We start from the raw sequence: 13,732 nt of genomic DNA, 5'->3' as shown, positions 1-13,732 counted from the left end.
GAAAAAAAGACTTTACTAAAGTTGAAAATGTTTGTGTTATACACCTGGTTTCTTAACTAACAAATCACATGTTTCATTAATTAGGGTGAATACATATTCAAAACCACCTACATCTCCGTAATATGGATCTGGCATGTTTTTATTTTGAATAGAGGAATTAGCTTCAAGAAACAGCGTTACTTTTTCGATATCATCCGTATTTCTAGCTAAGCTAATAATGTCAGTATAGTTTGATTGATCCATTGCATAGATATAATCAAATGCATCAAAATCGGACACTTTAAATTGTCTTGCGCTTTGTGTACTAATATCTAAACCGTTTTGTTGAGCAACAGCAATTGAGCGTCTATCTGGAGCATTACCAATATGATAAGCGGCTGTGCCAGCAGAATCAACATAATAATGATCTTCAGTAAGTTTAGATTGCATGATGCCATGAGCTAATGGTGAACGGCAAATGTTACCTAAGCACACCATTAAGATACGAGTCATAATAAGATGTAATTAAAGGGCTAATTTTTTAGATAAGTCTTCAACGTATTTTCTAAATTGTTTGTCAGTTGATGATAAGTTATCAACCGTTTTACAAGCGTGAAGAACGGTTGCGTGATCACGTTGTCCTATTTGAGAGCCAATACTAGCCAATGATGCTTTTGTGTATTTCTTAGCAAAAAACATGGCTAACTGACGTGCTTGTACAATATGACGTTTACGTGTTTTAGATTGAAGTGTGTTAACATCCATTTGAAAATAATCTGAAACTACTTTCTGAATGTAATCAATAGAAACTTCACGTTTGGTGTTTTTAACAAACTTCTCTACAATATCTTTTGCAAGACTTATGGTAATTTCTTTTTTGTTAAATGATGACTGTGCTATTAATGAAATGATGGCACCTTCGAGCTCTCTAACATTCGTTTTAATATGCTTTGCAACATATTCAATAATGTCTTCGGGCATTTCAACACCGTCTCTGTAAAGTTTGTTCTTTAAAATAGAAACTCTAGTTTCAAAATCTGGAGTTTGTAATTCGGCAGAAAGGCCCCATTTAAAACGCGATAATAAGCGTTGCTCAATATCTTGCATATCTACAGGAGCTTTGTCACTTGTTAAAATAACTTGCTTTCCGTTTTGATGCAAATGGTTAAAAATATGGAAGAATACGTCTTGCGTACCTGTTTTACCAGATAAGAATTGAACGTCATCTATTATAAGCACATCTATAATTTGATAGAAGTGAATAAAATCGTTTCTATTATTCTTTTTTACAGAATCGATATATTGCTGCGTGAATTTTTCAGCAGAGATATATAAAACTGTTTTTTCAGGATATTTATCTTTAATATCAACACCAATAGCATGTGCTAAATGTGTTTTTCCTAAACCAACTCCACCAAAAATTAATAAGGGGTTAAAAGATGTTCCTCCTGGTTTGTTAGCAACTGCAATACCTGCATTTCTTGCTAAACGGTTAGAGTCACCTTCTAAGAAGTTTTCAAAACTATAACTTGGATTAAGTTGTGATTCGATTTTTACATTTCTAATTCCAGGAATTATAAATGGATTCCTAAGCTCAGGACTTTTATTATTAAAAGGCACATCTACATCTTGAGATTTTAATGCCGACCTGTTTGCACTTGGGATTTTTTCTGTAAAAGGTTGTTTGTTGCCATAGGTGTTTTCCATTTTAATAACGTACACCAATTTAGCATCTTCACCTAACTCTTTTGTTAGTGATACCTTTAAGATTTTCACATAATGCTCTTCTAACCACTCATAGAAGAATTTACTGGGAACTTGAATGCTCAATGCATTACCGGAAAGTTTTACAGCATCTATAGGTTCAAACCAAGTTTTATAGGCTTGTGGTTGTATATTATCTTTAATAAAAGCGAGACAATTACTCCATACAGATTGCGCTGTGATCTCCATTCTTTAAGTTAGGTTTTTCGTTGTTAGTTATATTAGCAAAAAAAGAGAATTGGAATTCTCTAGTAGTTTTTCAACAGGGCAAATATGTGAACAAAATTCTTAATAAAAAATCAAATTAGATAGAATATTTAGATTTTTTTCTCATGTTTAAAACAATTTAAAATTACAATATTTTTTCTTAATCAAACATTTATATATGAATTATAATGAAACTATTATTAGAGTACGCTACGGAGAGACTGACCAGATGGGAGTTGTATATCATGGCAATTACGCAGTGTATTTCGAAGTAGGTAGAACCGAGTGGTTGCGCGAGTTTGGGCTTAGTTATAGTGGGATGGAAGCTGATGGAATTATGTTGCCGGTGGTTTCTTTATCTATAAATTACAAAAATTCAGCACGTTATGATGATGTGCTTAAAGTAAAAACAACACTCAAAAAGATGCCTACAGCCTCTATTGAATTTGAGTATGAATTACGAAATGAATCTAACGTTCTGTTAGCCACTGGAAATACAATTTTGGCATTTATCGACGTCAAGCGGAATCGACCTACTAGATGCCCAAAATATCTTTTAGACAAACTGCGAAATTATTCGTTATAATTCTTTGATTTCAACTCCGAAAAATTGATCGAATAAATCAAAAACTTTAGAACTGTGGGTTTTTCTGACAGATATTTCTAGTAAACAATTTAATTCTAGAATTTGATTTGTGATATTAACATCGTTTTCTTTTAAAATTCGCATCACTTTACTCATGTTTTTATATTCAAAACTGAGTTTAAATTTTTTATTGATGGTGCGTTCCACAATTTTTGAAGCTTCTAATGCTAATTGTGCTCCTGTTCTGTAAGCATTTATTAAACCACCAACTCCTAGTTTAACACCTCCATAATACCGTATGACTACAATTAGGATGTTGGTGACTTCAAAAGATTGAATTTGTCCGTATATAGGCATTCCTGCAGAATTGTTAGGTTCTCCATCGTCATTGGCTCGGTATTGAATCGTTTCTGTTCCTATTTGGTAGGCATAACACCAATGTCTGGCAGAATAGTGTTCTTTTTTTAAATGGTCTATGTGTTGTTTTATTTGCTCTTCGTCCGTTACAGGAAAAGCAAATCCATAGAATTTACTATTCTTATCTTTAAATAATTCTCCTTGTGCTGGTTTTGTAATTGTTTTATATAAATCGTCTTCCATTATGCTAAAGTGACTAATAGTATAGAAATTAAGGCTAACATAATTCCTATCCAGTTTTTCTTAGATATTTTTTCTTTAAATAAGACTAATCCTATTAATGTTGAAAGCGCTAAAATCGCAATATGATTAATAGTAAATAAGGTAGAGCTTTCTGTGTTTTCAACACGTAAGGCCATCAGTAAAAAATGAATGGATCCATAGTTTACGATACCTAAAGCGATACCAAAAGGAATACTTATAAACTTGAATCTAACTTTAGATTTGAATAAGCTTCCTAATAAAAGGATGACGCCAATGATTGCTGCCATTGCAAAAATGGTAGCAGAAAATAAAGCTATTTTATCATTTGGTGCAAAATAATTTATTGACGTATCAATAATACCCGAACCTAAAAAGAGGATAACAGGTAAATAGATAGACTGTGTTAATATCGTATTATCTTTTTGTTTTACAGATGTTAAGTAAACCGCAACTAAAGCTAATAGTATACCTATGATTTTTTGAGCACCAACACTTTCTTTAAAAACAATGATTCCAAAAATAACCGGAATTATAACGCTCATTTTGCTAGCAACAGAAGCTACGGAAAGTCCATTTTTCTGTGCTGTTAATGCCATAACGTTAAAAATTGCAATAAACAAAAAACCTAAGCATATAGCCGGAATAAACCAGTTGGTTTTTATGATTTCAGAAGGTTCAATGCTTCCATTATAAAGTAGAAAGCCTAAAAAGCAAGCGGTAAAATAATTAACTACAATACCGTGAAGCGTATTGACTCCGTATTTTTTAAAGAGTTTAAAAACAACAAAAATTGCTGTAGATGCTAATATGCTAATAAGTAAATATATCAAAAGAGCTCTTTGTTTGTTTCAAAAAGAGTGGTTATATCTTCTTTGGTTTCATCTATATTCCATGTATGGAAACCCATCGATTTAGCGGTATCTGTATTAGCTTTGGTATCGTCGATAAACAAACATTCGTTCGCAATGAGATTGTTTTGCTTTAATACAAATTCAAAAATATCTGTATTTGGTTTTCTAAGTTGAATTTCTTGTGATAGGTAGAATTTATCAAAGCAATTTTTAAAATCTTCAAAGAAAGGTACATTGGCTTTTATAAAATCGATATGCATATCATTGGTATTACTCAATAATATGAGTTTATAATCTTTTTGACGTGCTAGATCCTTAATAAAATCTAATCTATGATTCGGAAAATCCTTTAGTATATAGTTCCAAGCGTCGATAAGATTTGTTTCACTAATTTTAGAGAATTTAGTTTTATAAAACTGAATAAATTCTGCAGTTGAAATTTTTCCAACTTCGTATAACTCATTGGTTTCAATTGTATCAGCGTCAAAAATATCTATGTTAAATAGGTTTAAGGCATTTTGCATGGCACCTTGTTTGTCAAGGTTAATGAATACATCACCAAAATCGAAAATGAGCGTTTTAATCTTTTGCATATATTTTTAATAAATCATTTTTAATTTTAGATTCAGAAATAAATTTCCCTTTGAATTCTGGCGCTTTTGTACCGTCCTTAAATTCAACTGTTCCCGTAAAAACTCTAGCCTCATCCCATAACTCTTCATCTATAAAGGTTTGAAGTGTTTTTGCTCCACCTTCAATAATTATTGAATTAATTTGAAATTTAAATAAAGCATCACATATTTGTTTTGCTATTGAAGTTTTCGAATTCCAATCGATTTGGGCATAGGCAGCATTATAACCTCTTTGTAAAGGTCGGGAAATTGCCCAACCTTTTTGATTCTCGTCAACTTTAGGAAATAAATCATTTTCACCATGAAAAATTATATTTTCGGCTTCATCATTAAAAACGGAATAACTTTTATCTAATTTCAAATTCCTGTCCAAAACAACTCTTATGGGATTTTCTCCTGTCCAATCCCTAGTGGTTAGACTCGGGTTATCCTCAATAACGGTATTAGTTCCTACTAAAACAGCTTGCTCTTCTGCTCTCCATTTGTGCACGAGTTGACGTGAATATGTATTTGTAATCCAAACAGGTTTTTTTTCGTCCTTAGCAACAGGCGCAATAAACCCATCGCGAGTTTCAGCCCATTTTAATATAATATAAGGACGTTTTTTATTATAAAAGGTAAAAAAACGTTTATGAAGTGTTTTGCATTCTTTTTCTAAAACACCAACAGTAACTTGGCATCCAGATGCTTTTAACTTGGCAATACCTTTTCCGGCCACTTCAGGATTATCATCAATACAACCAATCACTACATTTGGGATGTTATGCTTTACAATTAAATCGCTACAAGGTGGGGTTTTTCCAAAATGGCTACAGGGTTCTAATGTCACGTAAAGTGTGCTTTTGCGTAATAGAGATTTGTCCTTAACGGCATTAATAGCATTAACTTCTGCATGGTTGCCGCCATAAGCGCTTGTATAACCTTCGCTAATTATGCTGTTATTATACACAATAACAGCACCAACCATAGGGTTTGGCCTTGTAGTGCCCAATCCGTTTTTGGCAATTTGTAAACAGCGTGATATGTAGGTTTCGTGAGTTGTCAATTAGAACTTTATTTTTACATCTTGAATTTCATCAACCGAATATATTGAAGAATAGCCCAGGATTTTATATTTTATTTCACCTTTAATATGCACTTTTAGTTTTTGAAAAAGTAAACTACCTAATAAGCTTCCCAGGTTTTCATCAGTCATTATACTATCGGTTGCTATCTTAACCGTTAGCGGAATTGTAAAATTCTCTCGTTTAGGAACATCAAATTCATCCGAAATTACAGACGCCAATTCCAAATCATTAATATATACTTTAAGATCGTCTGTTTTTAACGTGCCACCAACATCATTTTTATTTAGAAATAAGGCTTCTGTTCTGATGGTTATGTTTTTAGAGTTAGAATCAATAACCTTAAAGTTTTCTAATCTAACAAACTCTGGCTTTTTTGTAAACGAACAGTTAAGAAGTAGTGTAAAAGTTAGGGAAAACATTAAGAGTCTTTTAAACATAAAATTGTTTTTATATGTATTTTTGATTTTGTCTAAAAAAGTTAATTCAGTGCGTAAAGATACTATTGTTATTCGAGAAATTGAAGCCAAGGACAATCCTAAAATTGCTAAAGCAATTCGGGATGTTTTAATCGAAATGGGTGTTCCTAAAGTTGGAACAGCTTATGAAGATGAGGCTTTAGATTGCATGACAGAAACCTACAATGAACCAAAGAAAGCTTATTTTGTTGTAGAACGTGGAGATGATATTATTGGAGGAGCCGGAATTTCGCCTTTAGATAACTATGAAGGCAATGTGTGCGAATTACAAAAAATGTATTTTATGCCAGAGGCCAGAGGTAAAGGATTGGGAAGTGAAATGATGAATACATGTCTCAACTTTGCTAAACAATCTGGTTTTGATTACTGTTATTTAGAAACTTTGCCATATATGGAAGATGCTCGTAAACTTTACCGAAAAGTAGGTTTTAAAAGTTTGGAGAAGCCAATGGGAAATACGGGGCATTATTCATGTACCGTTTGGATGCTTAAAAATTTGTAATATGCTTTTAAAAGACCTTCAGAATATATTTCATATAGAATTAGATGCTATTTATGGTAAACATGAAGTAGATAGTTTTTTCTATTTGTGTATAGAGCATTATTTGAGTGTGCTAAGAATTCAGTTGACATTAGAGCCAGAACTCACCATCACAAAATCTGAAACAGATACGTTTTTTAAAACATTAGAAGATTTAAAACAACAAAAACCTATTCAATATATATTAGGTGACACAGAGTTTTTCGGATTGCCATTTAAGGTCAATGAAAATGTGTTGATTCCTAGACCAGAAACTGAAGAGTTAGTTGATTTGATAATTCGTTCGGTCTCTTCGAGTACAGTCGAGAAGTCTCTGAAAATCCTTGATATTGGCACAGGTTCTGGCAGTATAGCAATTTCGCTAGCTAATAAGATAAGAAACGCTAAAGTTTATGCTTTAGATGTAAGTAAAGAAGCGCTAAAAGTCGCAAAGGAAAATGCTGAAATCAATAACGTTGAAATCAAGTTTACTGAAGCAAGTATTTTAGATGAATTTAATTGGGATTTGTTTTTTAATGATTTGGAGTTTGATATCATTGTATCTAATCCACCATATGTAAGAGAATTAGAAAAACAAGAAATACAACCTAACGTTTTAGATAACGAACCGCATTTGGCTTTATTTGTAGATGATAATAACCCTTTAATATTTTACAAAGCCATTACTGATTTTGCTGTTAAAAAGTTAAAACCAAACGGTAAATTATATTTTGAAATTAACCAATATCTTGGAGAGGAAACAAAACAGTTATTAGTTGATGCTAATTTTGAAAATGTTGAGTTGCTAAAAGATTTGAATGGGAATGATAGGATGTTGAAGGGAAGAAAGAGCTTTGTCATTCCTGCACAGGCAGTAATCTATTAAAATAAAAATAAGTTTCAACTAAAAAAAAGAATCCTGCCTGTGCAGGAATGACAATTATAATGAACACAAAACAACAAATAGAATCACTCAGAGAAGAATTGCGTCAGCACAATTACAATTACTATATTTTAGATGAAGCGACCATAAGTGATTACGACTTCGATATAAAACTAAAAGAGCTTCAAGCTTTAGAAGAAGCTAATCCGGAGTTTTTCGATGCTAATTCACCAACGCAACGTGTGGGAGGAGAAATTACTAAGAATTTTAAAACTACAGTTCACGATTCTAGAATGTATTCTTTAGATAATTCGTATTCCAAAGAAGATTTGTTGGATTGGGAAACACGTGTTAAAAAAATGGTTGATGGCGAGGTTAGTTATACATGTGAGTTAAAATACGATGGAGCTTCCATTAGCCTTACATACGAAAACGGTAATTTATTAAGAGCAGTTACGCGTGGCGATGGAGTGCAAGGAGACGAAGTAACCGCAAACATAAAAACTATTAACACAGTGCCATTGCAATTAAAAGGCGATTTTCCTGAACGTTTTGATATTAGAGGAGAAATTGTGTTGCCAATAGAAGGGTTCTTAAAAATGAACGAGGAGCGTGTTGCTAATGACGAAGAACCTTATAAAAATCCTAGAAATACGGCTTCAGGAAGTTTGAAATTACAAGACAGTTCTGAGGTTGCCAAACGCCCTTTAGAATGTTTGTTATATAGTATAGTTGGAAACAATCTTAATATTACATCGCAATCTGAAGGTTTAGAAAAAGCCAGAGCTTGGGGTTTTAAAGTGCCACAAGAAGCAAAATTGGTGAACAGCATTGATGATGTTTTAGAATACATTAATTATTGGGATGAAAACAGACATAACTTGCCTTATGAAATTGATGGAGTTGTTGTAAAAGTGAATAATCTCTATCAGCAAGATGAGCTAGGCTTTACAGCAAAAGCACCACGTTGGGCAATGGCTTATAAGTTTAAAGCCGAGCAAGTGTCTACAAGGCTAAACGAAATTACCTATCAAGTAGGTCGTACAGGAGCTATAACACCAGTTGCTAATTTAGAACCTGTGCAATTGGCTGGTACCATAGTAAAACGAGCTTCACTTCATAATGCAGATCAAATTGAAAAATTAGACATTAGAGTAGGAGACGAGGTATTTGTAGAAAAAGGTGGTGAGATTATCCCAAAGATAATTGCTGTGGATTTATCTAAGCGACCATTAGATTCTGTGCCAACACTTTATTTAACGAATTGTCCAGAATGTGAAACTGAACTCGTTAGATTAGAAGGCGAAGCAAAACATTATTGTCCTAATTATACGGCTTGTCCTCCGCAAGTTATTGGTAGAATTCAACATTATATATCTAGAAAAGCAATGGATATAGACGGTTTAGGAGGTGAAACGGTAGCATTGTTAGTTAAGGCAGATTTGATTACTAATTATTCAGATTTGTATGAGTTGACGGTGGAGCAAGTGGTTCCGTTAGAACGTATGGCAACAAAGAGTGCAGAGAACTTGGTAAATGGAATTGAAGCTTCAAAGCAAATTCCGTTTGAGCGCGTACTATTTGCATTAGGAATACGTTATGTAGGAGAAACAGTTGCCAAAAAATTAGCCAAACATTATAAGTCTATTGATGCACTAATGTTTGCTTCAATGTTAGATTTAGTTACGGTTGATGAAATAGGAGAGCGTATTGCACAAAGTGTCGTTGAATTTTTTAGTTCAGAGGATAACAAGCAAATTATTGAACGTTTAAGGTTGTTTGGTGTACAATTAGAAATTTCTGCAGAAAAACTAGCCAACCAAACCGAAAAACTAAAAGGATTATCTATAGTAGTTTCGGGTGTTTTTGAGAGTATCTCAAGAAATGAACTTAAAAAACTGATAGAAGATAATGGTGGAAAAGTGTCTTCATCTATCTCATCTAAAACAAGTTATTTAGTTGCTGGTGATAAAATGGGGCCAAGTAAGCGAGTAAAAGCTGAAAGTCTGAATGTTCCAATACTAACGGAAGAGTCGTTTTTGAATAATCTTAAGTAATTTCCTACAAAAATATCGTTGTTTATTCGATGAAAAGCATAATTTTAACGTTTATATGTAAAAAAAATGTTTATATTTGCTTTGTTAATAAGGGATGATTAATGTTATTAAATAAAATTTTAAAAGTAGTTTTACTGCTCTTAGGTGGTACCTATATTTTACTTCAAGGCTTTGCTTTAGAGGTAGAAGGAGATACTATAGGAGCTATTGCGTTCATATTACTTACAGTGTTATATGTAGGTTGGACCAAAAATAAATCAAAATTATTTTTATTGTTTTTGGTTGTTTTTACTTTAGCGCAAATATTAAGTTTTGTCGGTTGGTATAGACCAGGGCTTAGGAATGGACAAACTGATTATTTATATTATATAGTAAACATACTTAGTATTATTTCTTATGCTTTACTTATTGTTAAAGTGTTTATTCACTTAGATTTAAAAACAGTTTTTTCTCAACTAACAGTTCCCATAATCATACTTGTGATTTTAGATATATTTTGTGTGACATTAATATCAGGCACTACAGAAAATTCATTTAACTTTTATGAGTACACTTTAGAATATGTTTATAACGCTGTTATAATGCTGCTTTTATCAATTGCGCTAATTAATTACATGTATAGAAATAATTATAAGGCAATGCTTTTTTTAATAGGTTCAATCTTTATCATGTTTTCAGAAATTATTCAATTAGCTTATTTTTATATCCTTAAGGATGATAATTTGGGCTATGTTTACTCTTCCTTTTTAGTCATAGCATTTGTCTTTTACTACTTACAGTCACAGCATTTAGTTACGGAACCAACACCTGCATATACAGATGATCTTATTGAAGCCTAAATCTTAAATAAGAAAAGGGTTTAAACTAAATATATTATTTTCGATTTGTGTTTTTAAGTAATACTTAGGCGCTAATTAAACTATAATAGAAGCTCCTTCAGCAGATACTTTTTTACCTGGTTCAAAATAAAAGTCAATTTTACCAAGATATAGACCAAAGCAACCCACTTGGTTTACTAATACGTTTTTACCAATACTGTTGGTTTCTATGGTTGGTTTTGGTAGGAAGGTATGTGTATGTCCTCCAATAATTAAATCGATGTCTTTAGTAGCTCTTGCTAAAGTAATGTCACTTACTTTATCCGGATTATTTTTATATTGATAACCAATATGAGACAAACAAATTACCAAATCACAAGACTGTTCTTCTTTTAAGATGCGAGACATGTCTTGCGCAATCTCAATAGGGTTGTAGTAAACGGTTTCCTTATACATCTCCTTATTTACTAAACCATCTAGTTCGATTCCTAAACCGAATATGCCGATTTTTATACCATCCTTAATGATGATTTTATAAGGCTTAACATGTGTATCCATTACCGTGTTAGAAAAATCGTAATTGGCCGATACAAACTCAAAATCAGCATGTGGAATTTGAGCATAAAGCCCGTCAATACCATTATCAAAATCATGATTACCAATAGTTGCGACATCGTATTTTAGCATGCTCATTAGTTTAAACTCTAGTTCACCACCATAATAATTAAAATAAGGAGTTCCTTGAAAAATATCGCCTGCATCTAACAATAGCGTATTAGGGTTTTCCATTCTAATAGACTCAACTAAAGTCGCACGTCTTGCCACACCACCTTTATTGGCATTTCTTCCATCCTCAGGACCAAAAGGATCAATGTGGCTATGCACATCGTTAGTATGTAGAATAGTGATTTTTTTTGTTCTTGGCGCACTAAAAGATTGTAAACCTAAACCACCAACACCAGCCAAAACTGTTGCAGCTGTAGATTTTTGAATAAATTGTCTTCTCTTCATGGCTTAATCTTTTAATTTTATAAAACGTTGATCTTGTTTAGGGTTTAATGTATCTGTCTTTTTAAAGTTATCAATTAATACATTTCTAATTTTATAATTTAAGACATAGAGACCTTCATTGGTTTGAAAAAAGTCCATACCATCACCACCATTATAGAGGTAATCATTAGTCGCTATATAATATGTTTTATTAACATCTATTGGTTTACCGTTAACAGTAGCCGAACTAACTTCTGAATTTTTATCTAAAGTTAATTGCAGTTGATGCGATACAGGATGTGCGCGTTTGGCCTTAGAAAGATATACCATCATTTCATTAACCTGCTCTCCTTTAAGAGCAACTACAACGACTGAATTTTCAAAAGGCATAATTCCATACGCAGTTCTGGTTGTAACATTTCCTTTAGAAAGGATGGATCGAATACCTCCATGGTTGAGTAGAACAAAATCAATGTTTTTTTTAGATTGTTGCATAAAGACAGGATTACCTTCGCTATATACAGCATCAGCCATTAAATTTCCAATCGCGGTATTAAATTCTCCATCAGATTTCGTATATGTTTCTGGAGCATAAGAAATGATACTATCCATATCTTTATTAACGTGAAGCCTGTAAGGAGTTATAAAGTCTTCTACGGCTTTATCGGAGGATAGGCTATCGTCGATATCGATTCGTTTGCCTTCAATTTTAGAAATATTTGATGATGCACAAGAAAAAATGAGCAACAATAAACAGAGTTTTAGAATATGTTTACTAGTCATTGAATAACTTATAAGAAGTTTATAATAAAATGTAAGTGCTTTTATTAAATTTGCACAAAGGCTAAAGGTAAATGATTTTAAAAGCATTTAAAGAAAAATCTAATCGAAAATATGTCAATAATTTATTGGCAACTCGTCAATCGACTGTTAATAATAACAAAATAAAAACAGTTGCGGTGCTTCTTAATGCGAACGAATTTCATGAATTTGAGGTTTTTAGAGTTTATTTTAAAGAACTGGGTTTAGTCTCACCAAAGCATAAAATTATTGCTTTTACTTTAGACGACAAATTAGAACACAATAAATGGAATGTACATTTTAGTCCAAAAGACTTTGGCTGGAAAGGAAAAATAAAAAATCTCGACTTAGAAGCTTTTATCAACGAGCCTTATGATATGCTTATTTGCTTTTTTAAAAATGAAGTGTTGCAATTAAACCTCATGACGGCAGCGTCTAAAGCGAATTTTAAAGTCGGAATAAGTAAAGAAGACGAACGTTTATATGATTTAATAATAGATGTAGAATTAAGGGATATCAATATTTTTAAGCAAGAGTTAAAAAAATACTTAAATATTTTAAACAAATTATAATGACCAAATTTACAGGAACTGGTGTGGCATTAATCACACCATTTAACGCAGATTTAAGTATCGATTTTGATGCATTAGAGCGTTTAGTAGAGTATAACATTGCCAACGGCACGGATTATTTAGTAATTAGCGGAACCACTGGGGAGAGTGTTACCGTTACTCCAGAAGAAAAAAAGGAGTTAATAGCGTTCATTGCTAAAATTAATAATGGAAGATTACCATTAGTTTTAGGTATAGGTGGTAATAATACTGCAAATGTTATCAATGAAATTAAGTCAACAGATTTTTCTGCTATTGATGGTATTTTATCAGTTTCTCCTTATTACAGTAAACCGACGCAAGAGGGAATTTATCAACATTTTAAAGCCATTTCTGCCGTAACTCCAATACCAATTATTTTATATAACGTACCAGGTAGAACATCGTCAAACATGTCTCCTGAAACAACGTTGAGGTTAGCTAAAGATTGTGATAATATCGTTGCGGTTAAAGAAGCAGGAAATAATGTGCATCAATATTTAGAATTATTAAGAACTAAACCTAACGATTTCTTAGTGTTATCTGGTGATGATGACTTAGCATTAGGTGTCGCTTTAGCTGGTGGCTCTGGTGTTATTTCTGTTATAGGACAAGCATTACCTAAAGAGTTTTCGGAAATGATTCGTTTAGGGATTGCAGGTAAAGCTAAGGAGGCTTATGATATCCATTTTAAGTTAATGCCAATAACCGGACTTATTTTCTCTGAAAACAATCCTTCTGGTATAAAAGCAGTTTTAAGTGCTTTAGAAATTTCAAATTTACATGTGCGTTTGCCACTTGTTGAAGCGACAGATAACTTAAAGGCAAGGATTAAATCAGAGTTAAAAACTCTAGGAAAAAGTTAAACTTAATATAAATAGGTATTTAGG

Annotated in this window: 16 protein-coding genes; 7 read left to right on the top strand and 9 right to left on the bottom strand. The window is 32.4% G+C overall.

Annotation, left to right across the window (positions count from 1 at the left end; all coding sequences use genetic code 11):
- Nucleotides 1-36: 36 nt before the first annotated feature.
- Nucleotides 37-492: a low molecular weight protein-tyrosine-phosphatase gene (locus ADIWIN_RS16620; RefSeq protein WP_040757641.1), complete on the bottom strand. Its 456-nt coding sequence runs from the start codon at nucleotides 490-492 to the stop codon at nucleotides 37-39.
- A gap of 12 nt (nucleotides 493-504) precedes the next feature.
- The gene (gene dnaA / locus ADIWIN_RS16615; protein WP_020896025.1) at nucleotides 505-1,932 is read right to left on the bottom strand and encodes a chromosomal replication initiator protein DnaA; all 1,428 of its coding nucleotides are present in this window, start codon (nucleotides 1,930-1,932) and stop codon (nucleotides 505-507) included.
- Nucleotides 1,933-2,128: 196 nt separating this feature from the next.
- On the opposite strand from dnaA, the gene ADIWIN_RS16610 reads away from it, so the two are divergent.
- Nucleotides 2,129-2,536, top strand: a complete 408-nt coding sequence (locus ADIWIN_RS16610) for an acyl-CoA thioesterase (RefSeq protein WP_020896024.1) — start codon at nucleotides 2,129-2,131, stop codon at nucleotides 2,534-2,536.
- Here the strand turns inward: ADIWIN_RS16610 and ADIWIN_RS16605 are convergent.
- The 5 genes from ADIWIN_RS16605 to ADIWIN_RS16585 are packed head-to-tail and all read right to left on the bottom strand — an operon-like array spanning nucleotide 2,531 to nucleotide 6,126.
- Entirely contained in the window at nucleotides 2,531-3,136 is a 606-nt protein-coding gene (locus ADIWIN_RS16605; protein WP_020896023.1) for an IMPACT family protein, read from the bottom strand. The genes ADIWIN_RS16610 and ADIWIN_RS16605 overlap by 6 nt on opposite strands.
- Entirely contained in the window at nucleotides 3,136-3,987 is an 852-nt protein-coding gene (locus ADIWIN_RS16600) for a DMT family transporter (RefSeq protein WP_020896022.1), read from the bottom strand. Before ADIWIN_RS16600 ends, ADIWIN_RS16605 begins: the two co-directional genes overlap by 1 nt.
- The gene (locus tag ADIWIN_RS16595; protein WP_020896021.1) at nucleotides 3,984-4,601 is read right to left on the bottom strand and encodes an HAD family hydrolase; all 618 of its coding nucleotides are present in this window, start codon (nucleotides 4,599-4,601) and stop codon (nucleotides 3,984-3,986) included. The genes ADIWIN_RS16600 and ADIWIN_RS16595 overlap by 4 nt, the downstream gene beginning before the upstream one ends.
- Nucleotides 4,588-5,685 carry a bifunctional diaminohydroxyphosphoribosylaminopyrimidine deaminase/5-amino-6-(5-phosphoribosylamino)uracil reductase RibD gene (gene ribD / locus ADIWIN_RS16590; RefSeq protein ID WP_040757640.1) on the bottom strand — a complete coding sequence of 366 codons (1,098 nt, stop codon included), beginning with the start codon at nucleotides 5,683-5,685 and terminating at the stop codon, nucleotides 4,588-4,590. Before ribD ends, ADIWIN_RS16595 begins: the two co-directional genes overlap by 14 nt.
- Entirely contained in the window at nucleotides 5,686-6,126 is a 441-nt protein-coding gene (locus ADIWIN_RS16585) for a hypothetical protein (RefSeq protein ID WP_235047139.1), read from the bottom strand.
- A 67-nt stretch (nucleotides 6,127-6,193) separates the two neighbouring features.
- On the opposite strand from ADIWIN_RS16585, the gene ADIWIN_RS16580 reads away from it, so the two are divergent.
- The 4 genes from ADIWIN_RS16580 to ADIWIN_RS16565 all read left to right on the top strand — a co-directional run bounded on the left by ADIWIN_RS16580 (nucleotide 6,194) and on the right by ADIWIN_RS16565 (nucleotide 10,482).
- Entirely contained in the window at nucleotides 6,194-6,685 is a 492-nt protein-coding gene (locus ADIWIN_RS16580; protein WP_040757649.1) for a GNAT family N-acetyltransferase, read from the top strand.
- Nucleotide 6,686: 1 nt separating this feature from the next.
- On the top strand, nucleotides 6,687-7,589 hold the full coding sequence (gene prmC, locus ADIWIN_RS16575; RefSeq protein ID WP_020896017.1) for a peptide chain release factor N(5)-glutamine methyltransferase: 903 nt from the start codon (nucleotides 6,687-6,689) through the stop codon (nucleotides 7,587-7,589).
- A 59-nt stretch (nucleotides 7,590-7,648) separates the two neighbouring features.
- On the top strand, nucleotides 7,649-9,643 hold the full coding sequence (ligA, locus tag ADIWIN_RS16570; protein WP_020896016.1) for an NAD-dependent DNA ligase LigA: 1,995 nt from the start codon (nucleotides 7,649-7,651) through the stop codon (nucleotides 9,641-9,643).
- 101 nt (nucleotides 9,644-9,744) lie between these two features.
- Complete coding sequence (locus tag ADIWIN_RS16565; RefSeq protein WP_020896015.1) at nucleotides 9,745-10,482, top strand: hypothetical protein; 738 nt, start codon at nucleotides 9,745-9,747, stop codon at nucleotides 10,480-10,482.
- A gap of 75 nt (nucleotides 10,483-10,557) precedes the next feature.
- Here ADIWIN_RS16565 and ADIWIN_RS16560 read toward each other — a convergent pair whose 3' ends face one another.
- On the bottom strand, nucleotides 10,558-11,472 hold the full coding sequence (locus ADIWIN_RS16560) for a bifunctional metallophosphatase/5'-nucleotidase (RefSeq protein ID WP_020896014.1): 915 nt from the start codon (nucleotides 11,470-11,472) through the stop codon (nucleotides 10,558-10,560).
- Between the two features lie 3 nt (nucleotides 11,473-11,475).
- A complete protein-coding gene (locus tag ADIWIN_RS16555; RefSeq protein WP_020896013.1) occupies nucleotides 11,476-12,201 on the bottom strand; it encodes a 5'-nucleotidase C-terminal domain-containing protein in 726 nt (241 codons plus the stop codon).
- Nucleotides 12,202-12,305: 104 nt separating this feature from the next.
- On the opposite strand from ADIWIN_RS16555, the gene ADIWIN_RS16550 reads away from it, so the two are divergent.
- Both ADIWIN_RS16550 and dapA read left to right on the top strand, forming a co-directional pair.
- Nucleotides 12,306-12,824, top strand: coding sequence for a DUF6913 domain-containing protein (locus ADIWIN_RS16550; protein WP_020896012.1), 519 nt, complete (start codon nucleotides 12,306-12,308; stop codon nucleotides 12,822-12,824).
- Entirely contained in the window at nucleotides 12,824-13,708 is an 885-nt protein-coding gene (dapA, locus tag ADIWIN_RS16545) for a 4-hydroxy-tetrahydrodipicolinate synthase (protein WP_020896011.1), read from the top strand. The genes ADIWIN_RS16550 and dapA overlap by 1 nt, the downstream gene beginning before the upstream one ends.
- The last annotated feature ends 24 nt before the right edge of the window (nucleotides 13,709-13,732 follow it).

Source organism: Winogradskyella psychrotolerans RS-3 (assembly GCF_000427335.1).
Classification (GTDB): domain Bacteria; phylum Bacteroidota; class Bacteroidia; order Flavobacteriales; family Flavobacteriaceae; genus Winogradskyella; species Winogradskyella psychrotolerans.
This window is presented reverse-complemented; position numbering and strand designations above follow the sequence as displayed.

What these genes read in the sequence shown, in the direction of transcription:
- dapA (WP_020896011.1), top strand. Translation starts at nt 12,824, where the DNA reads ATGACCAAATTTACAGGAACTGGTGTGGCATTAATCACACCATTTAAC.
- prmC (WP_020896017.1), top strand. Translation starts at nt 6,687, where the DNA reads ATGCTTTTAAAAGACCTTCAGAATATATTTCATATAGAATTAGATGCT.
- ADIWIN_RS16565 (WP_020896015.1), top strand. Translation starts at nt 9,745, where the DNA reads ATGTTATTAAATAAAATTTTAAAAGTAGTTTTACTGCTCTTAGGTGGT.
- dnaA (WP_020896025.1), bottom strand. Translation starts at nt 1,932, where the DNA reads ATGGAGATCACAGCGCAATCTGTATGGAGTAATTGTCTCGCTTTTATT.
- ligA (WP_020896016.1), top strand. Translation starts at nt 7,649, where the DNA reads ATGAACACAAAACAACAAATAGAATCACTCAGAGAAGAATTGCGTCAG.
- ADIWIN_RS16560 (WP_020896014.1), bottom strand. Translation starts at nt 11,472, where the DNA reads ATGAAGAGAAGACAATTTATTCAAAAATCTACAGCTGCAACAGTTTTG.
- ADIWIN_RS16595 (WP_020896021.1), bottom strand. Translation starts at nt 4,601, where the DNA reads ATGCAAAAGATTAAAACGCTCATTTTCGATTTTGGTGATGTATTCATT.
- ADIWIN_RS16610 (WP_020896024.1), top strand. Translation starts at nt 2,129, where the DNA reads ATGAATTATAATGAAACTATTATTAGAGTACGCTACGGAGAGACTGAC.
- ADIWIN_RS16605 (WP_020896023.1), bottom strand. Translation starts at nt 3,136, where the DNA reads ATGGAAGACGATTTATATAAAACAATTACAAAACCAGCACAAGGAGAA.
- ADIWIN_RS16620 (WP_040757641.1), bottom strand. Translation starts at nt 492, where the DNA reads ATGACTCGTATCTTAATGGTGTGCTTAGGTAACATTTGCCGTTCACCA.
- ADIWIN_RS16585 (WP_235047139.1), bottom strand. Translation starts at nt 6,126, where the DNA reads ATGTTTTCCCTAACTTTTACACTACTTCTTAACTGTTCGTTTACAAAA.
- ADIWIN_RS16550 (WP_020896012.1), top strand. Translation starts at nt 12,306, where the DNA reads ATGATTTTAAAAGCATTTAAAGAAAAATCTAATCGAAAATATGTCAAT.